Genomic DNA, 16829 nt, shown 5'->3' on the forward strand with positions numbered 1-16829 from the left:
CTTAAAACGTCGCCTCCTGTGAGTGCCGAGTCGGCTTGATCGAAAGCATCAATGAATTTATAAGGAGTCGTGGCAATGGGAATTTTTCATCGCTTAATTCGATATGTCGTTTTGGCGCTTTCGATGGGCGCACTCGTGATTGGAATTAAAGCGTGCAGTCCCCCAGCCTCGAATCAAACGACGGTTTCCTCCTCGCCTGTTGCCATATCGCCGAGCGGGTCAATGTCTATGGGAAAACCTAAAATCAACATTAATAGTGCCATTTTGTCTGAACTCGACAAACTAGAAGCGGCATTAGGCGTACCTGCGCTATCCAATAGAATTCAAGCCAGTCGCCCCTACGGCAGCATCGAAGATCTCGTTAGCAAGAAGGTGATTAGTCAAGCGCAGTTTGACCAGATAAAAAATCAAGTCACCATCGAAGAAGTTGTGTTGACGGGCGAAGCCAAAGAGGTGGACTACATGACGAAATTAGCCTTGATGAAGGGGCACATGCTTGTCGCGGGTGAGCTGTTGGCATTGAAAAAACCAGATCAGGCAGAACCCCATATTGGACACCCAGTTGAAGAAATTTATGTGGATTTAGAGGATCAGTTTCAAGAACGCAAGGTTGAAGACTTTAAGGGTGTGCTGATCCAACTACAAGATCTGGTGAAGTCAAAGCCCAACGATCCTCAAATCAAAATTCAATACGATCAGGCAATGAAGGCGATCGATCAGGCGATTGCAGCCTTACCCGACACTCAACGTCAATCTGCCAACTTTTCGCTGCAAGTGGTTAATGGCTTGCTGGAAACCGCAACGGCTGAATACACAGCGTCTATCTCCGACGGTAAAATTAGTGCCCCAATCGAGTACCAAGACTCCCGTGGCTTTGTTGCCTACGCACAAGATACGGTTTACAAAAATATTGCAGAGCAAGTCAAGCAAGCCGATCCAAAAGTAAACGACCAAATAGTTACATCCTTCACTGAATTACGGAAAGCGTGGCCCTCTGCTATTCCCCCTACAACCTCAGTGCTGACGGCAGATCAAGTGGCTGCAAAAGTAAAGCAGATTGAAATGATCAGTGCCCCTGTAATTCAAGCTTCGATCGCTAAATAAGGATGTCATGGACTTTAGCTCTGTCTTACCCGCTTTTGTGATTACCTTACGAGAAGGCGTTGAAGCAGCACTGGTGGTGGGGATTGTGCTTGCCTGCCTCAAAAAAGCAAAGCAAACTCGACTCAACCGCTGGGTTTATCTGGGTGTGCTTGCTGGGATTGCAGTGAGCGCATTGATTGGGTTCTTGTTTGGCTGGCTCATCAAAGTTCTTGGTTCTGCCAGCCCAGTGGCAGAACCTTTGCTGGAAGGTGTCTTTAGCCTGATCGCAGTCGGTTTCTTGAGTTGGATGCTGGTGTGGATGACGCAGCAAGCACGATCAATGAAGAGCCAAGTCGAAGGATTGGTTTCTAGTGCCTTGAAACAGAGGGGTGCTTTAGGGATCTTTTGGCTGATCTTTATTGCCGTACTGCGAGAAGGCTTCGAGACGGTGGTCTTTATCCTGGCAAAGTTTGAGCAAGGTTTTTTGCCTGCGCTGGGAGCCTTAACCGGATTAGGAACTGCTGCCGTAGTTGGCGTGCTGTTGTTCAAATGGGGAGTCAAGCTGAATTTGCGCTTGTTTTTTAAAGCGATGGGAATTTTGCTCTTGCTGGTGGTGGCAGGACTATCAGTGACAGCACTCGGTCACTTCGATACGGTGATGAGTACCCTCGCTAGCCAAGGTCGATCTTCAGAGTCGATGTGTTTTTACTATGAACGCTTTGCAAAATTGCATTCTTGCATTTTGGGTCCTAAGGTGTGGGATTTAGGTCAGGTGCTACCAGATGATCGCTTTCCTGGATCGATTCTCAACGCTTTGTTTGGCTATACTCAGCGGCTCTATTTGGTGCAGGCGATCGCATACATCCTGTTCCTATTGTCGGTTGGCGGATTTTATTTCCAAAGCCTCTCATACCAAATTAAATTGGAGCCATTACAGATCAGATAAACTGAGCGATGTAGAGGTGAGAGTCTAACAATGGCTGGAGTAAGCGCAATCGCAATTAAAGAAAGTCTCGAGGAGCTAGGCACCCGTTTGCGAGCGGTTGAACAGCCGATACTCAAAGAGCGATTGCAAGTGTTGTACTGGCTCAAACAAGCGCACGCACCGAGTGTCAGTCAGATTGCGATTGCAATTGGCAGGCATCGGGGCACGGTGCAAAAATGGTTAGCCCTGTACCGAGCGCAAGGATTAGAAGCATTGCTGGTGGTTAAACCCACTCCAGGAGGAGGCAACCGGGTGATTCCAATGTGGGCGGAGGTTGCCTTAGCCAAGCGATTGCAGGAACCGAGCAATGGGTTTAGCAGCTATGGGAAGGTGCAGCAGTGGCTGTTAGAGAGTTTAGGGGTAGAAGCCGAGTATCATGCGGTCTACCAGATGACGCGCTATCGACTCAAAGCGAAACTCAAGGTCGCCCGTCCTCAAAACATCAAGCAGAACCGAGTCCAGCGAGAGGCATTTAAGCAAACCTCGCAGACGACCTCGACTTATTGAGTCAGTACTATCGGCAGGTGCGCCAGGATGAGCGACCGATTCGTTACTTCGCACAAGATGAGAGTCGCTTTGGACTTCACACGCTCATCGGACGATTAATTACGGCAGTTGGGGTTAAACCCATCGGGGCGTGGCAATGGATATTCAAAGCATTCTGGCTATACGGTGCTGTGGAACCTACCACAGGAGAGTCCTTTTTCTTGCAATTCTCCCATGTCGATACCGCATGCTACCAATGGTTCTTAGATGAGTTCTCCAAGGCTTACCCCGATAGTCTCAACATCCTGCAAGTGGATAACGGACGGTTCCACAAAGGCAAAGACCTTATTGTGCCAGAGAACATTATCTTGGTGTTTCAACCGCCTTACTGCCCAGAGTTAAATCCTATCGAGCGTTTATGGGAACATCTCAAGGCGGATCTCAAGTGGGCTGCGTTCAAAACGCTTGACCAACTGCAATCCAGGGTTGATCAACTCTTAGCCCAGCTAACCCCTCAAGTGATTGCTTCCCTTACAGGCTACCCCTTTATCCTCAATGCACTATCTGTCATTGACACCATTTAAATTGGTATCAGGTCGCAGTCTATTCGCCAAAAAACAGTTGTCGTCTTAAGCATCATCTGTGTTCGGTAAGGGCGCTTCACGAAGCGCCCTACTCTTGCACCGCCTCTTGTTTACGACTGTTTACGACTCCTTGATTGACCCACCGCACGAACTCCCCGCACCCGCCGTGCAGCCGAAACAGTGCCGTCCGGTGACGATTTGCCGCTGCAATAACCACTCTGGATGAAAGTCGCGAATGTGCATCGCTTTCACCTTGTCCGGCTGGCAATCCAACTCCAACATTTGATTGAAGTCACAGTCAAACAGCCGACCATCCCAAGAAACGGAGAGGGTATTGCGACACATTAGACCCGCGATCGTGTCTGGATTAAAAGAGTTCACTAGCAGTTCCATATAGCGCTTCAAATTATTCGATGACTCTAACCATTCCAAATAACGCGAAATTGGCATGTTGTTCAAGGTAATTAGGCGATCGAAGGTAATCCCCTGATGCTTCGACAATCCCGTTTTCCACTCTTGTTCTAGGCTGGCTTGCGAACTGGATAGAAACGCCCCTACAGGATTACTCATTAGGGTTAAACAGCGGGTGGGGTCTCCTTTTCCATAACCAACTGCATTCAGCCTTTTTAGCGCTGTGATCGATTTTTCAAAGGTGCCGTCTCCCCGCTGTGCATCCGTATTGCGCTGACGATAGTGGGGTAAAGAGCAAACGATTTCAACCTGGCGTTTTGCTAACCACTCCGGCAACTCCTGCATCGTTGGCAACAGCAGCACAGTTAAGTTACAGCGATCAATTACCTTTTTGCCGCGCCGAGTGCATTCATCTACCAAATACTGAAAATGAGGATTGAGTTCTGGGGCACCACCCGTCAGATCAACCGTATGGGCATTGGTCTGGTCGATCGCAGCAAGGCAAGCGTTGATAGTATCTCGATCCATTACCTCTCGGCGATCAGGGGCGGCATCTACATGGCAATGACGGCATGTCATATTGCATAATTTGCCAAGATTAATTTGAAAAATCTCTAGAGACGCAGGCTGTAAAGTTTGCCAGTTGTGGGCAAAAAGGGCGGTGTCAAAGTTGCCCTGATAGGGTGCGGTCGATAAGGGCAGCGCATTCAAGAGTGCTTGTTGATAATCAGTCGATGCGAGAGGCGATCGCCGCTCTTGTAGAGAAGTAGTCACTAAATTTCTCTTAAAAGTGCTTAGACTACTACGATAAATGATTCCTAAAAAAGGGAATTACCCCTGGTAATCAAGTGCATAGTTGAGGCGTTACTTCATTTCCGTAACTTTACCTGTAGAGAAGATGTTTATTTCCTTAAGCCTCGGTATTTGACGATGCCACTCCAAAAGAAAACTGTTAGAACGTTGAACAACTTCTCAAAATCAAGCATTCTGAAAAGTTGCCACTTATATTGCATCTTCCTTAGTTTTTAGAAAAGCGCAATTACGGATCTGTCTGTTCCCCCTTAACACCCTTGCGATGACTATTGCCTATCTTGTTAATCAATACCCCAAAACCAGCCACAGCTTCATTCGCCGAGAAATTGTGGCTCTAGAAGCGGCTGGAGTGCCAATCAACCGTTTTTCCATTCGATCGCTAGCGGCTGAAATCATTGATGAAGCTGACAAAAAAGAAGCTAGCAAAACTCAATATGTGCTGGGAAAAGGCGTTTCTGGCTTGCTTGGCAGCACTATCGCTGTGGCGTTAAAACATCCGTTGCGCTTCTTAAAAGCTACCAAGTTAGCTTACACAGTTGGGCACTCGTCCGATCGCGGCTTAGTCTACCATCTAGCTTATCTGGCAGAAGCTTGTGTGTTACTCCGTTGGTTTGCCAGAGCAAAAATCTCCCATGTTCATACGCACTTTGGCACTAATTCAGCAACTGTTGCCATGCTGTGTCGTGAGTTAGGTGGTCCAACTTACAGCCTGACTGTGCATGGCCCTGAAGAATTTGATAAGCCCCAAGCGATTGGCTTAACAGAGAAGATTGAACGTGCTGCTTTTGTGGTGTCTGTCTGCTCCTTCGGTCGAAGTCAACTGTATCGCTGGTGCGATTATCCCCAGTGGTCAAAAATTCACGTAGTTCATTGTGGGGTTGATGAAATGTTTTTGAAACACCCCTACACACCCCTGCCCATGCAGCCACACTTTGTTTGCATTGGGCGCTTGAGTGAGCAGAAAGGGCACCTCCTTTTGATTGAGGCGGCCGGTCACCTAGCAGCCGAGGGACATGATTTCAAACTGGTGCTAGTGGGCGATGGTCCATTAAGAGAACGAATTGAATCCATGATCCGTCAGTTCCGCCTGGAAAATCATGTCGAAATCACAGGCTGGGCAACCAACGAACAGGTTCAGCAGCAAATCTTGGCGGCACAAGTAATGCTAGTTCCTAGCTTCGCGGAAGGATTGCCCGTTGTGATTATGGAATCTTTGGCACTGTGTCGCCCTGTTATTAGCACTTACATTGCAGGCATTCCTGAGCTGGTTCAACCCGGCAAATCTGGCTGGCTAGTTCCTTCTGGCTCAGTAAGTGCATTAAAAGAAGCAATGCAAGTTGCTATTCACACTCCGCATGACCAGCTAGAGGAAATGGGCAAAACTGGGGCAAAACTGGTGGCTCAAAACCACAATGCCGCAACCGAAGCAAAAACTCTTAAAGCTCTGTTTCCGCAATAATGGCATTTTCTGCAATAAGCTAACGTGAATTCAAATTTTCAAAAATCAAGAGACCTATGAGGTTTAGAGATTAATCCAGCATAACTAGCCGTTTGAGCAAGGAATTTAAGTCCCTTATCGAATAGTAATTATTACCTAATTAAATCGAGTAGGGATATAGCAATCGAGCAGTTGGTTAGGACAATGCTTTGAAGGCATTATCGACTGCATCCCAAAGGGTTTGAAACTGATTGAGGGTTTTACGTAAGTAGTGCTTCAGCCGCGCCCAAAACTTTTCAATCTTGTTCAAGTCCGGGGAATAGGGTGGCAGAAATAGAACAAGGCACCCAGCTTGCTCAATCTGCTCTCGAATTACCCTCGATTTGTGAAAACTGGCATTGTCCATCACGACCACTTGTCCTGGCTTTAACTGAGCCACGAGAAACTCCTGTACCCAGGTTTCAAATAACACACTGTCGCAATAGCCCTTAAAGGTCATCGGCGCGATCACTTGACGCTCACACATCCAGCAATCATGCTGATGCGCTCCGTTCGATGCCCTAATTTCAGGGCCTCAAATCGCTTGGATTGCTCACACCATCCATAGGCATAGTCTTCGGTGTCATCCTCACCGGCTTCATCCACATAAACAAGTTGCTCCGGAAGGTAGGCTTGCAATTGGGCTAAGCAGACTTGCCGTTGCGCTTCATCCCGTTCCCGATAGCCATAGCTCTTTTTTTTCGAGTGAAACCAATCCGCTTTAAGGCTTTACCCAGGGTGTGGTCACTGATTGGTTGACCCCACTGCTCTGCCATCTCCTTCTGCGTCAAATGTCCATGCTGCTTGGCAAAGACTCGAAATTGCTCCAAATCAGTGATCTTGCCTTGGGGACCGCGTGGATAGTGCCGAATAGCACTGGGTGAACCTGTTGCGTCTCGTCGTTTGAGCCACAGGTCAATCGTGTTGCGGCTAATGTTAAACAGTTGGCTGACGTGGCTTTTACGGTGTCCACTAGCAATCGCGTCCAGTACTTTTTGGCGCAGGTCGTCGCTGTAAGGAGCAGGCATGGGAATAGCTATCCACTACTTAGGTGTATCTGTATATCCTGTCTTAACTATCCTCTCGATTGCTATATATCCGAATCTGGTATTCGGAAGCAAAATGTTTTCCATACCCCGTCCGCAAGCGGACGGGTCGGTTGATTTAGTGGATTTTCAGTGGAACTGAAGAAAGGACTGCAAACTTTGTCTAAATGACTTGCTTTAATACCAACGCTCCCATAACAGATGCAATGCCAATGATTGGTAGATCAATTTCTGGTTGCCAAAGGTGCAAGCGGGCAAAGATAAAGGCTTGAATGGGATACAGAAACCAACCAACCGCAGCAATCCCTACGATCGCGCCAAATTCACCCCCAAAGTAGTAGCCTCCAAACACAGTCATAAGCTGAATGCCAACCTGAGTGCCGTGCAGCAAGGGAAGGAGAGAAGTTCTGCCCTGAGCCATTAACACATCCATGTACGTGTAGCCTAGAACAGTCACCAGTGCGCCGACTGCCAAAATTTGCAGCATCCAGCCAGCATCAGCGTAGCGATCGTCATACAAAAAATGAATTAAAGGTTTACCCAGAAAGATAAAAAATAGGCAGGCAAGCAGATTGATGCCATTCAAAACAAGGCGCGATCGCCTTAAAACAGGACGCAGCCGTTCGGGGCGATCGCGCACCAACTCTGAATAGGATGAAAACAAAACCCGAGACCCTAAAACCAGGATCACCTCATTTGCCGCCCGTGACAGAGTTTGAGCTTGAGTGAAAATTCCAAAAAAGCCAACGCCTAACAAGCTCGGAATGATTAAGTTGTTGCCTTGAAGCGCAAAAAAGGTTAGTACCGTACTGAAAAATATCCATTGACCAAAGCGAAAAATTTCATTAACCGCCTCTTGCTCCAACTCAAAGCGGTTGCGGATTCCTTCCATAACGGTGTGGCTTAGGCTAGTTCTAATGATTGAACTGGTAAACGTGCCTAGCACTAACGCCCAAACTGCAAGTTCTTGTGGAGCTTTGGCTGTATAAGCTATCCATGCTCCCGCAACGGTTACGAGCATCGCTATCAGTTGAGTACTCAAATCTAATAGAGTCAACCGTTTCAATGAAAGCTGACGGTTTGCTGTTGCCATGTTTGTTGAGAGCAAGCCGTCGATCACGGTTGTAAAACCAACGACTGGCAGTAAGTATTGCAACAGGGGTTCTTTATAAAAAGAAGCTGCTGGCATTGCAATTAAGCAAGCACAAATCCATAGAACCAAGCCCCGAATAACTTGCATGGTCCAGGCTGTGTTCAGAAATTTAGGATCATCCCCACGCTTATTTTGAATAATGCTGATATTAATGCCAATATCTGAAAACATTTGAAGAGCGGTGATAAAGGTGTAAATCAACGCCATCAACCCAAATGCTTTAGGGAAGAGTAACCGTGCCAACAGAAAGTTGTTTCCTAAACGAACAACTTGACTAATTGCATATCCCCCGAGAGTCCAAACTGAGCCTTTAATGACTCGTTGCATCAAAGACTTGGACTGATTAGTCAGCAGTTCATCCGGCTGTTTATCGGTAGAACCTTCAGTCATTGGTATAATCCTAAGCTTTTAGTGTGTTTCTCAAATAGGCGCGCTATCAGGCAGGCGAGATTGAGGAATGCTAGCTAAAAGTAGCATATCCTCAATCAATCAGGTATCAGGTGATACCGGATAGAAATGAATCCTCCGTTCTAGTATGACCACATTGATCGATGAACTTGCGTTTAGTTTTCCCATTTTTCTTAACCCTTCACAGTTGCTACGCTAAATCAGCAATCATCCTTACTTATACTTCAAACAATTTTGCGATCGCGCCCAGCAAGCGATAAAAAGTGGCTCACATTTAGCCCTTCACCTACCTAGAGACTTGAGTCAATAGTGCTACTGTCTTGACCAAAGTTTTTGGATCGATTGGTTTGGCTAGATGACACTAAAATTCTGGTTAATGCTTGCTGCTGGTCAAGTTTGCTGGCATCAGCAATGAGCGCGATCGCGGAGTTGTTTGAAGCTGAATAAAACCTAAGCGAATCTGCTGCTGCAACAGTTCAAAGCTGTCGCAGTTCGGCTCAACGTTTAGGAAGGAACTGCCATTCCTTTTACAACGGCAGGACGAGCTTGAATGCTTTCAAACCAGCGCTTTAAGTGGGGATGATTGTCTAGAGTTAATCCTTGGAAAGAATATGTGGCAACCCAGGGAAATGTGGCAATATCCACAATGGAGTACTCTTCACAAATAAATTCGTTGGTTTCTAGCTGCTGATTCAATACGCTATAGAGTCGGAGCGTTTCTTTTTCGTAGCGATCGATCGCGTAAGGGATTTTTTCTGGCGCAAATTTCTTAAAGTGGTTTAACTGTCCAAACATCGGACCCACACCTGCCATTTGAAACATCAGCCACTCCAGCACTTGATAGCGCTTTTTGGGTTCTGTTGGCATCAGTTTTCCAGTTTTTTCGGCAAGGTAAATCAAAATTGCGCCCGATTCAAACATTGTGATCCCTGTTTCATGATCGACGATCGCGGGAATTTTGCTGTTGGGATTGATTGCAACAAACTCCGGCGTAAATTGATCTCTTTTGGTGATGTCAATTTTGTGGACGGCGTAGGGCAGCTCCACCTCTTCCAACATGATGGAGGCTTTGCGACCGTTGGGTGTGGTGAAAGTATAAAGGTCAATCATTTAGGTTAAAAGGTAAGGAATAAAATAGCACTGAACGCTTGCAACAGAGCTTGATGGCAGTGTAGCGCGACCGCTTCAGATTGACAGGTATAGCAGAGTGCGGAGTGTGTATGGGCGCGCGATCGCTCATCGAACCCAGCGTCGGCGCAGCAGCGTGACCCATGCCCAGCCTGCAAAGCTGCCCACACAATAAGCTGGAAAGTCCGACCAAACGAAAGTGTTGCCCAACACGAGCCGTCCTAAAAAGGTCGCTTTGGCAGCCAAATACAATGGATTCTGCCAAAGCTGTAAACCCTCCAGAATGCAAGTTGCCAGACAGACCCATAGGGCAACCCAAATAGGACGAATAGCTGGAAAGAGAAACGCTCCGAGCAATATGAGTAGAATCTCGTAAGCAACGCTACCAAAAAAGTCATTCAGCCATGTGTCAGCAGCAAATCGTACCCCGTAGCCCAAGGGCAGAATGATAAAAATGCTGACTAGCAATATCATTCGGTAAGGAAAATATTGAGCGCGGCGAGACATGTTCAATCTTGCTGATGGGAAAATTGATAAGCTCCAGCAATGGAAAGCGCGATCGCCACCACCAGCAAAATTACAATTGAGTACCAGGGAAACTGAGCCAATGGTAAATATGCCGCAGATCGTAAGGCAATGCTGGCATAGGTTAAGGGCAACAGATACACAACTACTTTCAGCACGGGTGGCAGCGTTGCCGGATCAAAAAAGGTTGCGCCCAAAAACGACATTGGCACAATCACAAAGTTGTTGTAGATGCCTACACTTTCTAACGATTTCACGTTTAACCCGACAATCACGCCCAATCCCGCAAAAACAGCGCAGTTTAGCATCACCACTACCAAAAATAGCGGATTCAAAAAGCTCCAGATTTTGCCCGTGAACAGAATCGCCACGAGAATAACTGACCCAGCCGTGAGCATCCCCCGCACCACGCCTGCCAGCATTTTACCCATGTGCAATGCTAACGGATGGACAGGCATCAGCATCAGTTCTTCAAAGGTTTTGGTAAAAAGGCGATCGCCGCAAATCGAGAAGGTCGTTCCTCCAAAACTAATCACCATCGACGACAGTGCCACCATTCCTGGCAAGATAAATTGCAGGTAATTATCGCCAGCACTCGGTTTGACAGTGGCATCTAAAGCGCTGCCTAAGCCCAAGCCAAATCCAACAATATAAATCAACGGCGATACCAAACCCGATGCGGCGACTTGCACTAAACGCACCCGCAAATCTAGCCAATCGCCCCAAAACACGGTCAATGTGTCATTCCACAGAGTTTGCCAGCGCGATCGCGGAGTGTTTTTGCGGATTGCAGTAGAAAACGGATCGCCCACGGCTATGCCTCATCAGGTCAAGTTTCCATCATTGTGCCACTAGAGAATCCACTTCTTCTAAAACCCAATCGCTTTCTAAGGCGTTGTACCAAAACTCACTCACTATCATCGATCTCAAAATCAGCAACCCAGCTATGACTCGGTATGAGTCACCCCTCTAGGGAATTACCTTCGTAAATTCAGGTTGCTTCTTATGAAAGAGGTCTCCCAAAGTTTGGCTTTGTAGGCTAACGGCTGTACATCTCATATTTGTTTGGATGAATCCCATGGCTAGCAAGCAATCTAAAGAAACGGATACAAAGCAGAAGCAGGCTCATCAAGAAGATGCTAAGGAGCAAAAATCTAGCAAGCATGAGCAACAAAATTCTTCCAAAGCGATCGCGGGTGACGCTGAAAGTGAATCAGACACCAACCAAGAATTGAATGAACTAATCGAGACGCTCAACGGCGATCTCAGCAGCGTCGAGCCAGAAGCTGCACTAGGCATTATTGATCAGTGGCATGGATTTCTCAACAAAGCAAAAGAGCCAGGGTTAAAGGAAATCGCTAGTAGCTTGAAACAGCTTCAAAAGTTGATGAAAAGTGGTAAGGCAGATGCCCACGAGATCGGTGAAATATTGGAGCAGTTGGGTGAGCAAACTAGTGAATGTGTTTCTGAAGCAGATAAGAGTGCAAAACCAACCCTGCAAAAGCTGGGTAAGCAACTCGCCCACGTTGGCGCTTCAATTAACAAGGCAGACAACCAAGAACATCTGGATGAGATCAATTCTTTGATTGAAACCCTAGACGGCGAGAAAATTGCCTCTCTGAAATCTGAAGATTCTGCTGCTGCCATTGATATGTGGTATGGCATGGTACACAAAGCCGAAGGTGAGCAATTTAAGGAAATCGCCAGCGGTTTGAAAGAACTGAAGCAAGTGCTAAAACGCAGTAAAGCGAAGCCTGAAGAGATCTCGGAAGTGCTAGCTCGTCTGGGTGAGCAAACTGCTGAAATCGCTTCTGAAGCCCCTCTCGGCTTTAAAACTGTGGTGCAAAAGCTGGGCAAACAGTTGAGCAAAGCAGCCAAGGCGATCGAGTCTGCTGAGTAATTATTCCCTTATAAACATCTAGACAAGGCTCCTGATTCATGGGAATTGGGAGCTTTGTTGAATTGTATTATCCAACTGGGGGACTGAACCCTTGTCAAACTGAGTGCGTCAAAGCGATAGCATGAAGGCAATTTCTTTTTTTGCCCTTCACCATGAGTGATTCTGAATCATTCCCACCTGCCGCATCACCTTTGTTAGCAGTGACTTACACAGATATTGAGGCCGCAGCCACTCGACTTCAGGGGCACGCCCATCGCACTCCCGTTTTCACTTCAACGACGGTTGATCGCCGGGTGGGCAGTCAGGTCTTTTTTAAATGCGAAAACTTTCAGCGGACGGGTTCCTTCAAATTTCGCGGAGCCTATAATGCGTTGGCGCAGTTGTCGCCAGAACAACGGCAGCGAGGAGTGATTGCTTATTCATCGGGCAACCATGCTCAGGCGATCGCGTTAGCCAGTCGATTGCTTAGCATTCCTGCCAGGATTGTGATGCCTGCGGATGCTCCAGCGGTGAAGCAGTCTGCCACCCGTGACTATGGTGCGTCAGTATTGCTCTACGATCGCGAAACGATGAACCGAGAAGAGCTGGGAAAAACCTTGGCGGCTGAACGCGGATTGACTTTAATTCCACCTTACGATCACCCGGCTGTAATTGCCGGACAAGGAACCACCGCAAAAGAACTGATTGACGAGGTGGGCGAATTGGATGTGCTGCTGGTGTGCTGTGGCGGCGGTGGACTGCTTTCTGGCTGTGCGATCGCGGCTCATACCTTATCACCCCGATGCCAAGTGGTGGGGGTGGAGCCAAAACGAGCCGATGATGCCACGCGATCGTTCTACAGCAAAACTCTGCAAACAGTGCATAATCCTGACACGATCGCCGATGGCGCTCGAACCCCTTGCCTAGGCACTTACACCTTTCCCCTTGTCCTCAACTATGCAGCCGATATGGTCACTGTTTCCGAAACCGCAATTCTTCGCAGCATGTTCTTTTTATGGGAACGTTTGAAAATTGTGGTGGAGCCGACTGGAGCGCTTGCCGCCGCCGCTCTGCTAGAAGGCGTGCTTCGGTTGCCTAACGCCCGCATTGGTGTGATTATTAGTGGCGGCAATGTGGATTTGAAACAGGCAGGAAAGTTGTTATCCAGAGCATCGCAATCTAAAAAAGCGGTGTCTGAAAAGCCGTTAGCCCAGGAGTTAAGTTAGTGGGCTAACCTCAATGCTACTTTCTTCCAGTGGGAATCTTCCTTAAGTTGTCTCACCCTGTCATTTGCATAACGCTAATTTTTCTCTATCTTTTGGTAATGTGCTGAACAGCTTGTTTAAGCTAACCTGCATTGTGAATCATAATATTAGGAGATTGCTGAACCTATGGGTTTCTTACAAAGAATTTTTGGTGGAAAGAAGGCTGAATCTGCTCCTGCGGAAGCGGCGGCTCCTGCGGAAGCGGCTCCTGCAAATGCTCCTACAGGTAGTGCTATTCCTGCTGAGCGTGTGGGTTTGGATGGAGAATATGACCAAAGTGGTTTGGCGAAGCGCGTTGCTAAAGCGTTTGATGACGATGGACAAATTGATGATGTTGAAACGCTGTGGGTTGCTCAAACAGGTGGCACTGTTGTATTAAAGGGGAAAGTGCCTAGCCAGGACTTTTTAACCAAGGCAACGTCTGTCGCATCCAGCGTGAGCGGTGCAACTTCGGTTGACACCAGCGGAGTAGAAATCGGTTAATAGCGAGTTTGATTCGTTGAGCCGTTTCCTAAAAGATTGAAGAAGAAGGCTCAGTACAAAATGACTGAGCCTTTTGCGTATGATGATGGCAGTTTAGTAGTGTGGAACGATGGGACTTTTTGACCAAATTATGGGCGCGATCGCTAACCCTAATCAACAAGCGAATCCTGATCAGATGAGCGATATTTTGGGCACGGTGCAACAAATCGCTAGCAACAACAACCTTGATGCCGGAACAGGCGAAACGATGGTATCCATGCTGGGCGGGCATGTGCGATCGGCGTTGCAGCAACAACAAGCAGCAGGCGGAGACTCTCAAGTAGCGGCGATCGTCAACCAGTTTGGCGGCATTGGCTCCAACCCTGCCGCTGTATCTGCCCTGTTTTCTCCAGATCAACAAGCTCAGATTGCCACAGAAATCGCCCAGCGCACAGGATTGCCTGCTGGCACTGTTCAAGGATTACTGGCTTCACTGATTCCAATCTTGCTCAATTTGCTGGGTTCTGGCAAAACCCTTGAAGGAAACTCCAATCCGCTGCTCAACAACTTTTTAGATTCCAACAACGATGGCAACGTCGATTTAGGCGATGCCATGCGATTAGCCAGTCGTTTTATGTAGCCGGAAAAAAGTTTTGAGTGTTTAGTAAGCATCTTGGGCACAGCGAAACCCTGCAAAGATCTCTCGCACATGGGGATGATACCAGTTGCGAAAGGTATTGCGTAAAGCCCACGATCGCGTTGCCCAACTGCCGCCCCGCAACACTCGATGCTGGTCATCAAAATATACCTGGGAATAACCCTGGTAAGGGTAGCTAGCAAAGTCTGGATAGCCCTTAAACCATGAGCTAGTCCATTCCCACACGTTCCCCAGCATGTCGTGGCAGCTAAAGGGGCTAACTCCCTGGGGGTAAGTATTTACCGGAGTGGTCTGCCCGATAACGTGACCGTAGTTGCAGAGTGATGGAGACAGAGCTTCATCGCCCCAAGGATAAATTAACGGTGGTTGGGCAGCGCTTTTCCATGCCGCTGCTTTTTCCCATTCGGCTTCTGTGGGCAATCGCTTACCAACAAAGTTGGCATAGGCTTCCGCTTCATACCAACTGACCCCGCAAACGGGATGTAGGTCACAAGCTGAGTCATCTGACCAGTAAAACGGCTGAGTCACTGGACGTTGCTGTAGCCATTGCCAACCTTCGACTGACCAGTAGGCAGCAGTTTTGTATCCATCCGCTTGCATGAACAAACGGTATTGCTCACAAGTGACTGGATACTGATCAATCCAGTATGCTCCCAGATTCACCCGATGACTGGGGCGTTCATTATCCAGCGCCGCGATCGCCTCATGTCCCATCTCAAAAGCACCCGCCGGAATTTGCACCATTGCAGAGTCAGGGATGGGAGGCAAGGGGTAAGAGATAAAGGATGAAGATTGGGCTGTTTCTTGCGTTGCTTTGATTGCCAACACTAAGGCGATCGTTTCACAATGTTGGCTTTCGTGCTGCAATAACCATCGCCACAACCGCTCTTGTTGCTCAATGGGCGCGATCACCAGATAGGCAAAAACCTGTTTTCGAATACTGCCTAAATAATCTTCGATTTCTGCCAGGTTAGGTAGTTTAACGCGATCGACTTTTGGCAAAACATCCGCTGCAAACAGGCGATGATATTCAGGGAACTGAGGGAGATATCCGGCGGAGCGCTCTAGCAGCCAAAGTGATTCGGTGTAGGCAATGTGTCCCAAATGCCAGCCCACCGGACTGAAATCTGGATGAGCATGACAACACAGAGTTTCATAATCCATGCCTTTAAACAAAGACAGAGTAGACTCGCGGCATTCTGTCATGCATTGGCGCAAGTGAGAAGTGAGGAGCCGAGAACCCACAAGCGGGAGTGAGCGGCTAGAGATCGTGGGTTTCGATAGTGAGGTCATGGGCAATAGTAAGAATGCTGCGATCGCGAAAAGGAATCCAATCACTGTCAAATAGCGGCTCGGAAGCAATCAAAACGGCATCGGGAAACAGGAGATCATCTCTCAGCCAATAGAGACTGGGCACCGGATCTCGGCTAGCATACCGAACGGCAACCATCTGCTGTCCATCGGTGATGATTAGATTTGCAGAGAAATCGGTTCCATGTTTCTCGCCAAGTTTGGAAAGTAGCTCCAGCGATCGCCTCACAGCCTCTGTTAATGAGATCGGTGAAGCTTGCAGCTCATGAACTATCAGCGCGAAAATATGTTCAGAGTCAGTTGTGCCTTGAATTGATTGATACGCCTCATCACTCAGATGTTCTCGAATCGGGCGATAAAGCGTTTGGCGAAAATTGGCAATAAAACCATTATGAATGCCTAAAATTTTCTTAGATTGAAAGGGTTGGCAGTTACTTAAATCAACGGGTATGCCCGCTGTGGCACTACGAACAGTCGCTAACACACAGCTCGATTCGACATAACGGCTAAGGCTAGGCAAATTAATATCATTCCAAATGGGCAGCGTGTTCTTGTAGAAAAACGGATCAACATCACGCTGCGAATGATACCAGCCGACTCCAAACCCATCGGCATTCAGCAATCCCGCAGTCATCTCACGGGGCTGATAGCTTTGCACAATCAGAGAATGTTCAGGCTTATACAGGAGTTGATCGAGGGGCACAGAAGCGCCAAAATAGCCCAGTAAGCGGCACATGGATTAAAAACAAAAAGTGGGTTTTCCAAATCTTTACACAAATTGTTAAATGGCTGCTTAGCACCCAACCTTGAAGTACTGTTTGGAGTGCATCCTATCTGTGCGACTCTTAGCTTAAATCCCTTCCCCATTGCGGATACAGACTTCAATCCGTATCTCCTTCTCCTATTTCGGAAAGAATTCTCCTAATTTTGGGAGAAAAAGGATAGGCGACAGAAATTAAATAACAAGGGCGATCGCGTTGTTTAAGAAGAGCCTACATCGCGTACTTATGCACTAAGGATGAAGACAACAGAGGCAAAAGTTTTTAATGATGGATCTCAGGTTTGAATTACAGGTCAATACGCCTAATATGCAAAACTTTTTACTGTAGATTTCCGCTCGCGATTCTTAAATATTTGTCTTAAGATTTTTGAGTA

Annotated in this window: 16 protein-coding genes and 1 pseudogene; 9 read left to right on the plus strand and 8 right to left on the minus strand. The window is 47.5% G+C overall.

Annotation, left to right across the window (positions count from 1 at the left end; genetic code table 11):
• Positions 1-75 precede the first annotated feature (75 nt).
• The 4 genes from JOY44_RS03870 to JOY44_RS03885 are packed head-to-tail and all read left to right on the plus strand — an operon-like array spanning position 76 to position 3138.
• Complete coding sequence (locus JOY44_RS03870; RefSeq protein WP_171572403.1) at positions 76-1104, plus strand: helix-hairpin-helix domain-containing protein; 1029 nt, start codon at positions 76-78, stop codon at positions 1102-1104.
• A gap of 7 nt (positions 1105-1111) precedes the next feature.
• A complete protein-coding gene (locus JOY44_RS03875) occupies positions 1112-2029 on the plus strand; it encodes an FTR1 family iron permease (protein WP_171572404.1) in 918 nt (305 codons plus the stop codon).
• A 30-nt stretch (positions 2030-2059) separates the two neighbouring features.
• The gene (locus tag JOY44_RS03880; RefSeq protein WP_171572405.1) at positions 2060-2575 is read left to right on the plus strand and encodes a helix-turn-helix domain-containing protein; all 516 of its coding nucleotides are present in this window, start codon (positions 2060-2062) and stop codon (positions 2573-2575) included.
• Positions 2572-3138, plus strand: coding sequence for an IS630 family transposase (locus tag JOY44_RS03885; RefSeq protein ID WP_171572406.1), 567 nt, complete (start codon positions 2572-2574; stop codon positions 3136-3138). Before JOY44_RS03880 ends, JOY44_RS03885 begins: the two co-directional genes overlap by 4 nt.
• Positions 3139-3258: 120 nt before the next feature.
• Here JOY44_RS03885 and arsS read toward each other — a convergent pair whose 3' ends face one another.
• Positions 3259-4323, minus strand: a complete 1065-nt coding sequence (gene arsS, locus JOY44_RS03890) for an arsenosugar biosynthesis radical SAM (seleno)protein ArsS (protein ID WP_171572407.1) — start codon at positions 4321-4323, stop codon at positions 3259-3261.
• Between the two features lie 301 nt (positions 4324-4624).
• Here arsS and JOY44_RS03895 point away from each other — a divergent pair, with 301 nt between their 5' ends.
• Positions 4625-5821 (plus strand): glycosyltransferase, encoded by a 1197-nt coding sequence (locus tag JOY44_RS03895; RefSeq protein ID WP_171572408.1) that lies wholly within the window; start codon positions 4625-4627, stop codon positions 5819-5821.
• Between the two features lie 175 nt (positions 5822-5996).
• Here the strand turns inward: JOY44_RS03895 and JOY44_RS03900 are convergent.
• The 5 genes and pseudogenes from JOY44_RS03900 to JOY44_RS03920 all read right to left on the minus strand — a co-directional run bounded on the left by JOY44_RS03900 (position 5997) and on the right by JOY44_RS03920 (position 10911).
• Positions 5997-6867, minus strand: a pseudogene (locus JOY44_RS03900) (IS630 family transposase).
• Positions 6868-7048: 181 nt separating this feature from the next.
• Entirely contained in the window at positions 7049-8428 is a 1380-nt protein-coding gene (locus JOY44_RS03905; protein ID WP_171572409.1) for an oligosaccharide flippase family protein, read from the minus strand.
• A gap of 522 nt (positions 8429-8950) precedes the next feature.
• Complete coding sequence (locus JOY44_RS03910; RefSeq protein ID WP_171572410.1) at positions 8951-9556, minus strand: glutathione S-transferase family protein; 606 nt, start codon at positions 9554-9556, stop codon at positions 8951-8953.
• 126 nt (positions 9557-9682) lie between these two features.
• Positions 9683-10081, minus strand: a complete 399-nt coding sequence (locus tag JOY44_RS03915; protein ID WP_171572411.1) for a DUF2809 domain-containing protein — start codon at positions 10079-10081, stop codon at positions 9683-9685.
• Positions 10082-10083: 2 nt separating this feature from the next.
• The gene (locus JOY44_RS03920; RefSeq protein ID WP_171572412.1) at positions 10084-10911 is read right to left on the minus strand and encodes an ABC transporter permease; all 828 of its coding nucleotides are present in this window, start codon (positions 10909-10911) and stop codon (positions 10084-10086) included.
• Between the two features lie 266 nt (positions 10912-11177).
• Between JOY44_RS03920 and JOY44_RS03925 the strand changes: the two genes are divergently transcribed.
• The 4 genes from JOY44_RS03925 (at position 11178) to JOY44_RS03940 (ending at position 14345) form a co-directional block, all read left to right on the plus strand.
• Entirely contained in the window at positions 11178-11999 is an 822-nt protein-coding gene (locus JOY44_RS03925; RefSeq protein ID WP_171572413.1) for a hypothetical protein, read from the plus strand.
• 152 nt (positions 12000-12151) lie between these two features.
• Entirely contained in the window at positions 12152-13204 is a 1053-nt protein-coding gene (locus tag JOY44_RS03930) for a threo-3-hydroxy-L-aspartate ammonia-lyase (RefSeq protein ID WP_171572414.1), read from the plus strand.
• Between the two features lie 165 nt (positions 13205-13369).
• Positions 13370-13726, plus strand: a complete 357-nt coding sequence (locus JOY44_RS03935; RefSeq protein WP_171572415.1) for a BON domain-containing protein — start codon at positions 13370-13372, stop codon at positions 13724-13726.
• A 109-nt stretch (positions 13727-13835) separates the two neighbouring features.
• Positions 13836-14345: a helix-turn-helix domain-containing protein gene (locus tag JOY44_RS03940; RefSeq protein ID WP_171572416.1), complete on the plus strand. Its 510-nt coding sequence runs from the start codon at positions 13836-13838 to the stop codon at positions 14343-14345.
• Between the two features lie 21 nt (positions 14346-14366).
• Here the strand turns inward: JOY44_RS03940 and JOY44_RS03945 are convergent, their stop codons facing one another.
• Together JOY44_RS03945 and egtC are read right to left on the minus strand one after the other, a co-directional pair.
• Positions 14367-15656 carry an SUMF1/EgtB/PvdO family nonheme iron enzyme gene (locus JOY44_RS03945; protein WP_197984940.1) on the minus strand — a complete coding sequence of 430 codons (1290 nt, stop codon included), beginning with the start codon at positions 15654-15656 and terminating at the stop codon, positions 14367-14369.
• Entirely contained in the window at positions 15625-16410 is a 786-nt protein-coding gene (gene egtC / locus JOY44_RS03950; RefSeq protein ID WP_171572417.1) for an ergothioneine biosynthesis protein EgtC, read from the minus strand. The genes JOY44_RS03945 and egtC overlap by 32 nt, the downstream gene beginning before the upstream one ends.
• Between the last annotated feature and the right edge of the window lie 419 nt (positions 16411-16829).

It is taken from the genome of Leptolyngbya sp. Cla-17, assembly GCF_016807185.1.
Classification (GTDB): Bacteria; Cyanobacteriota; Cyanobacteriia; order Leptolyngbyales; family Leptolyngbyaceae; genus ULC077BIN1.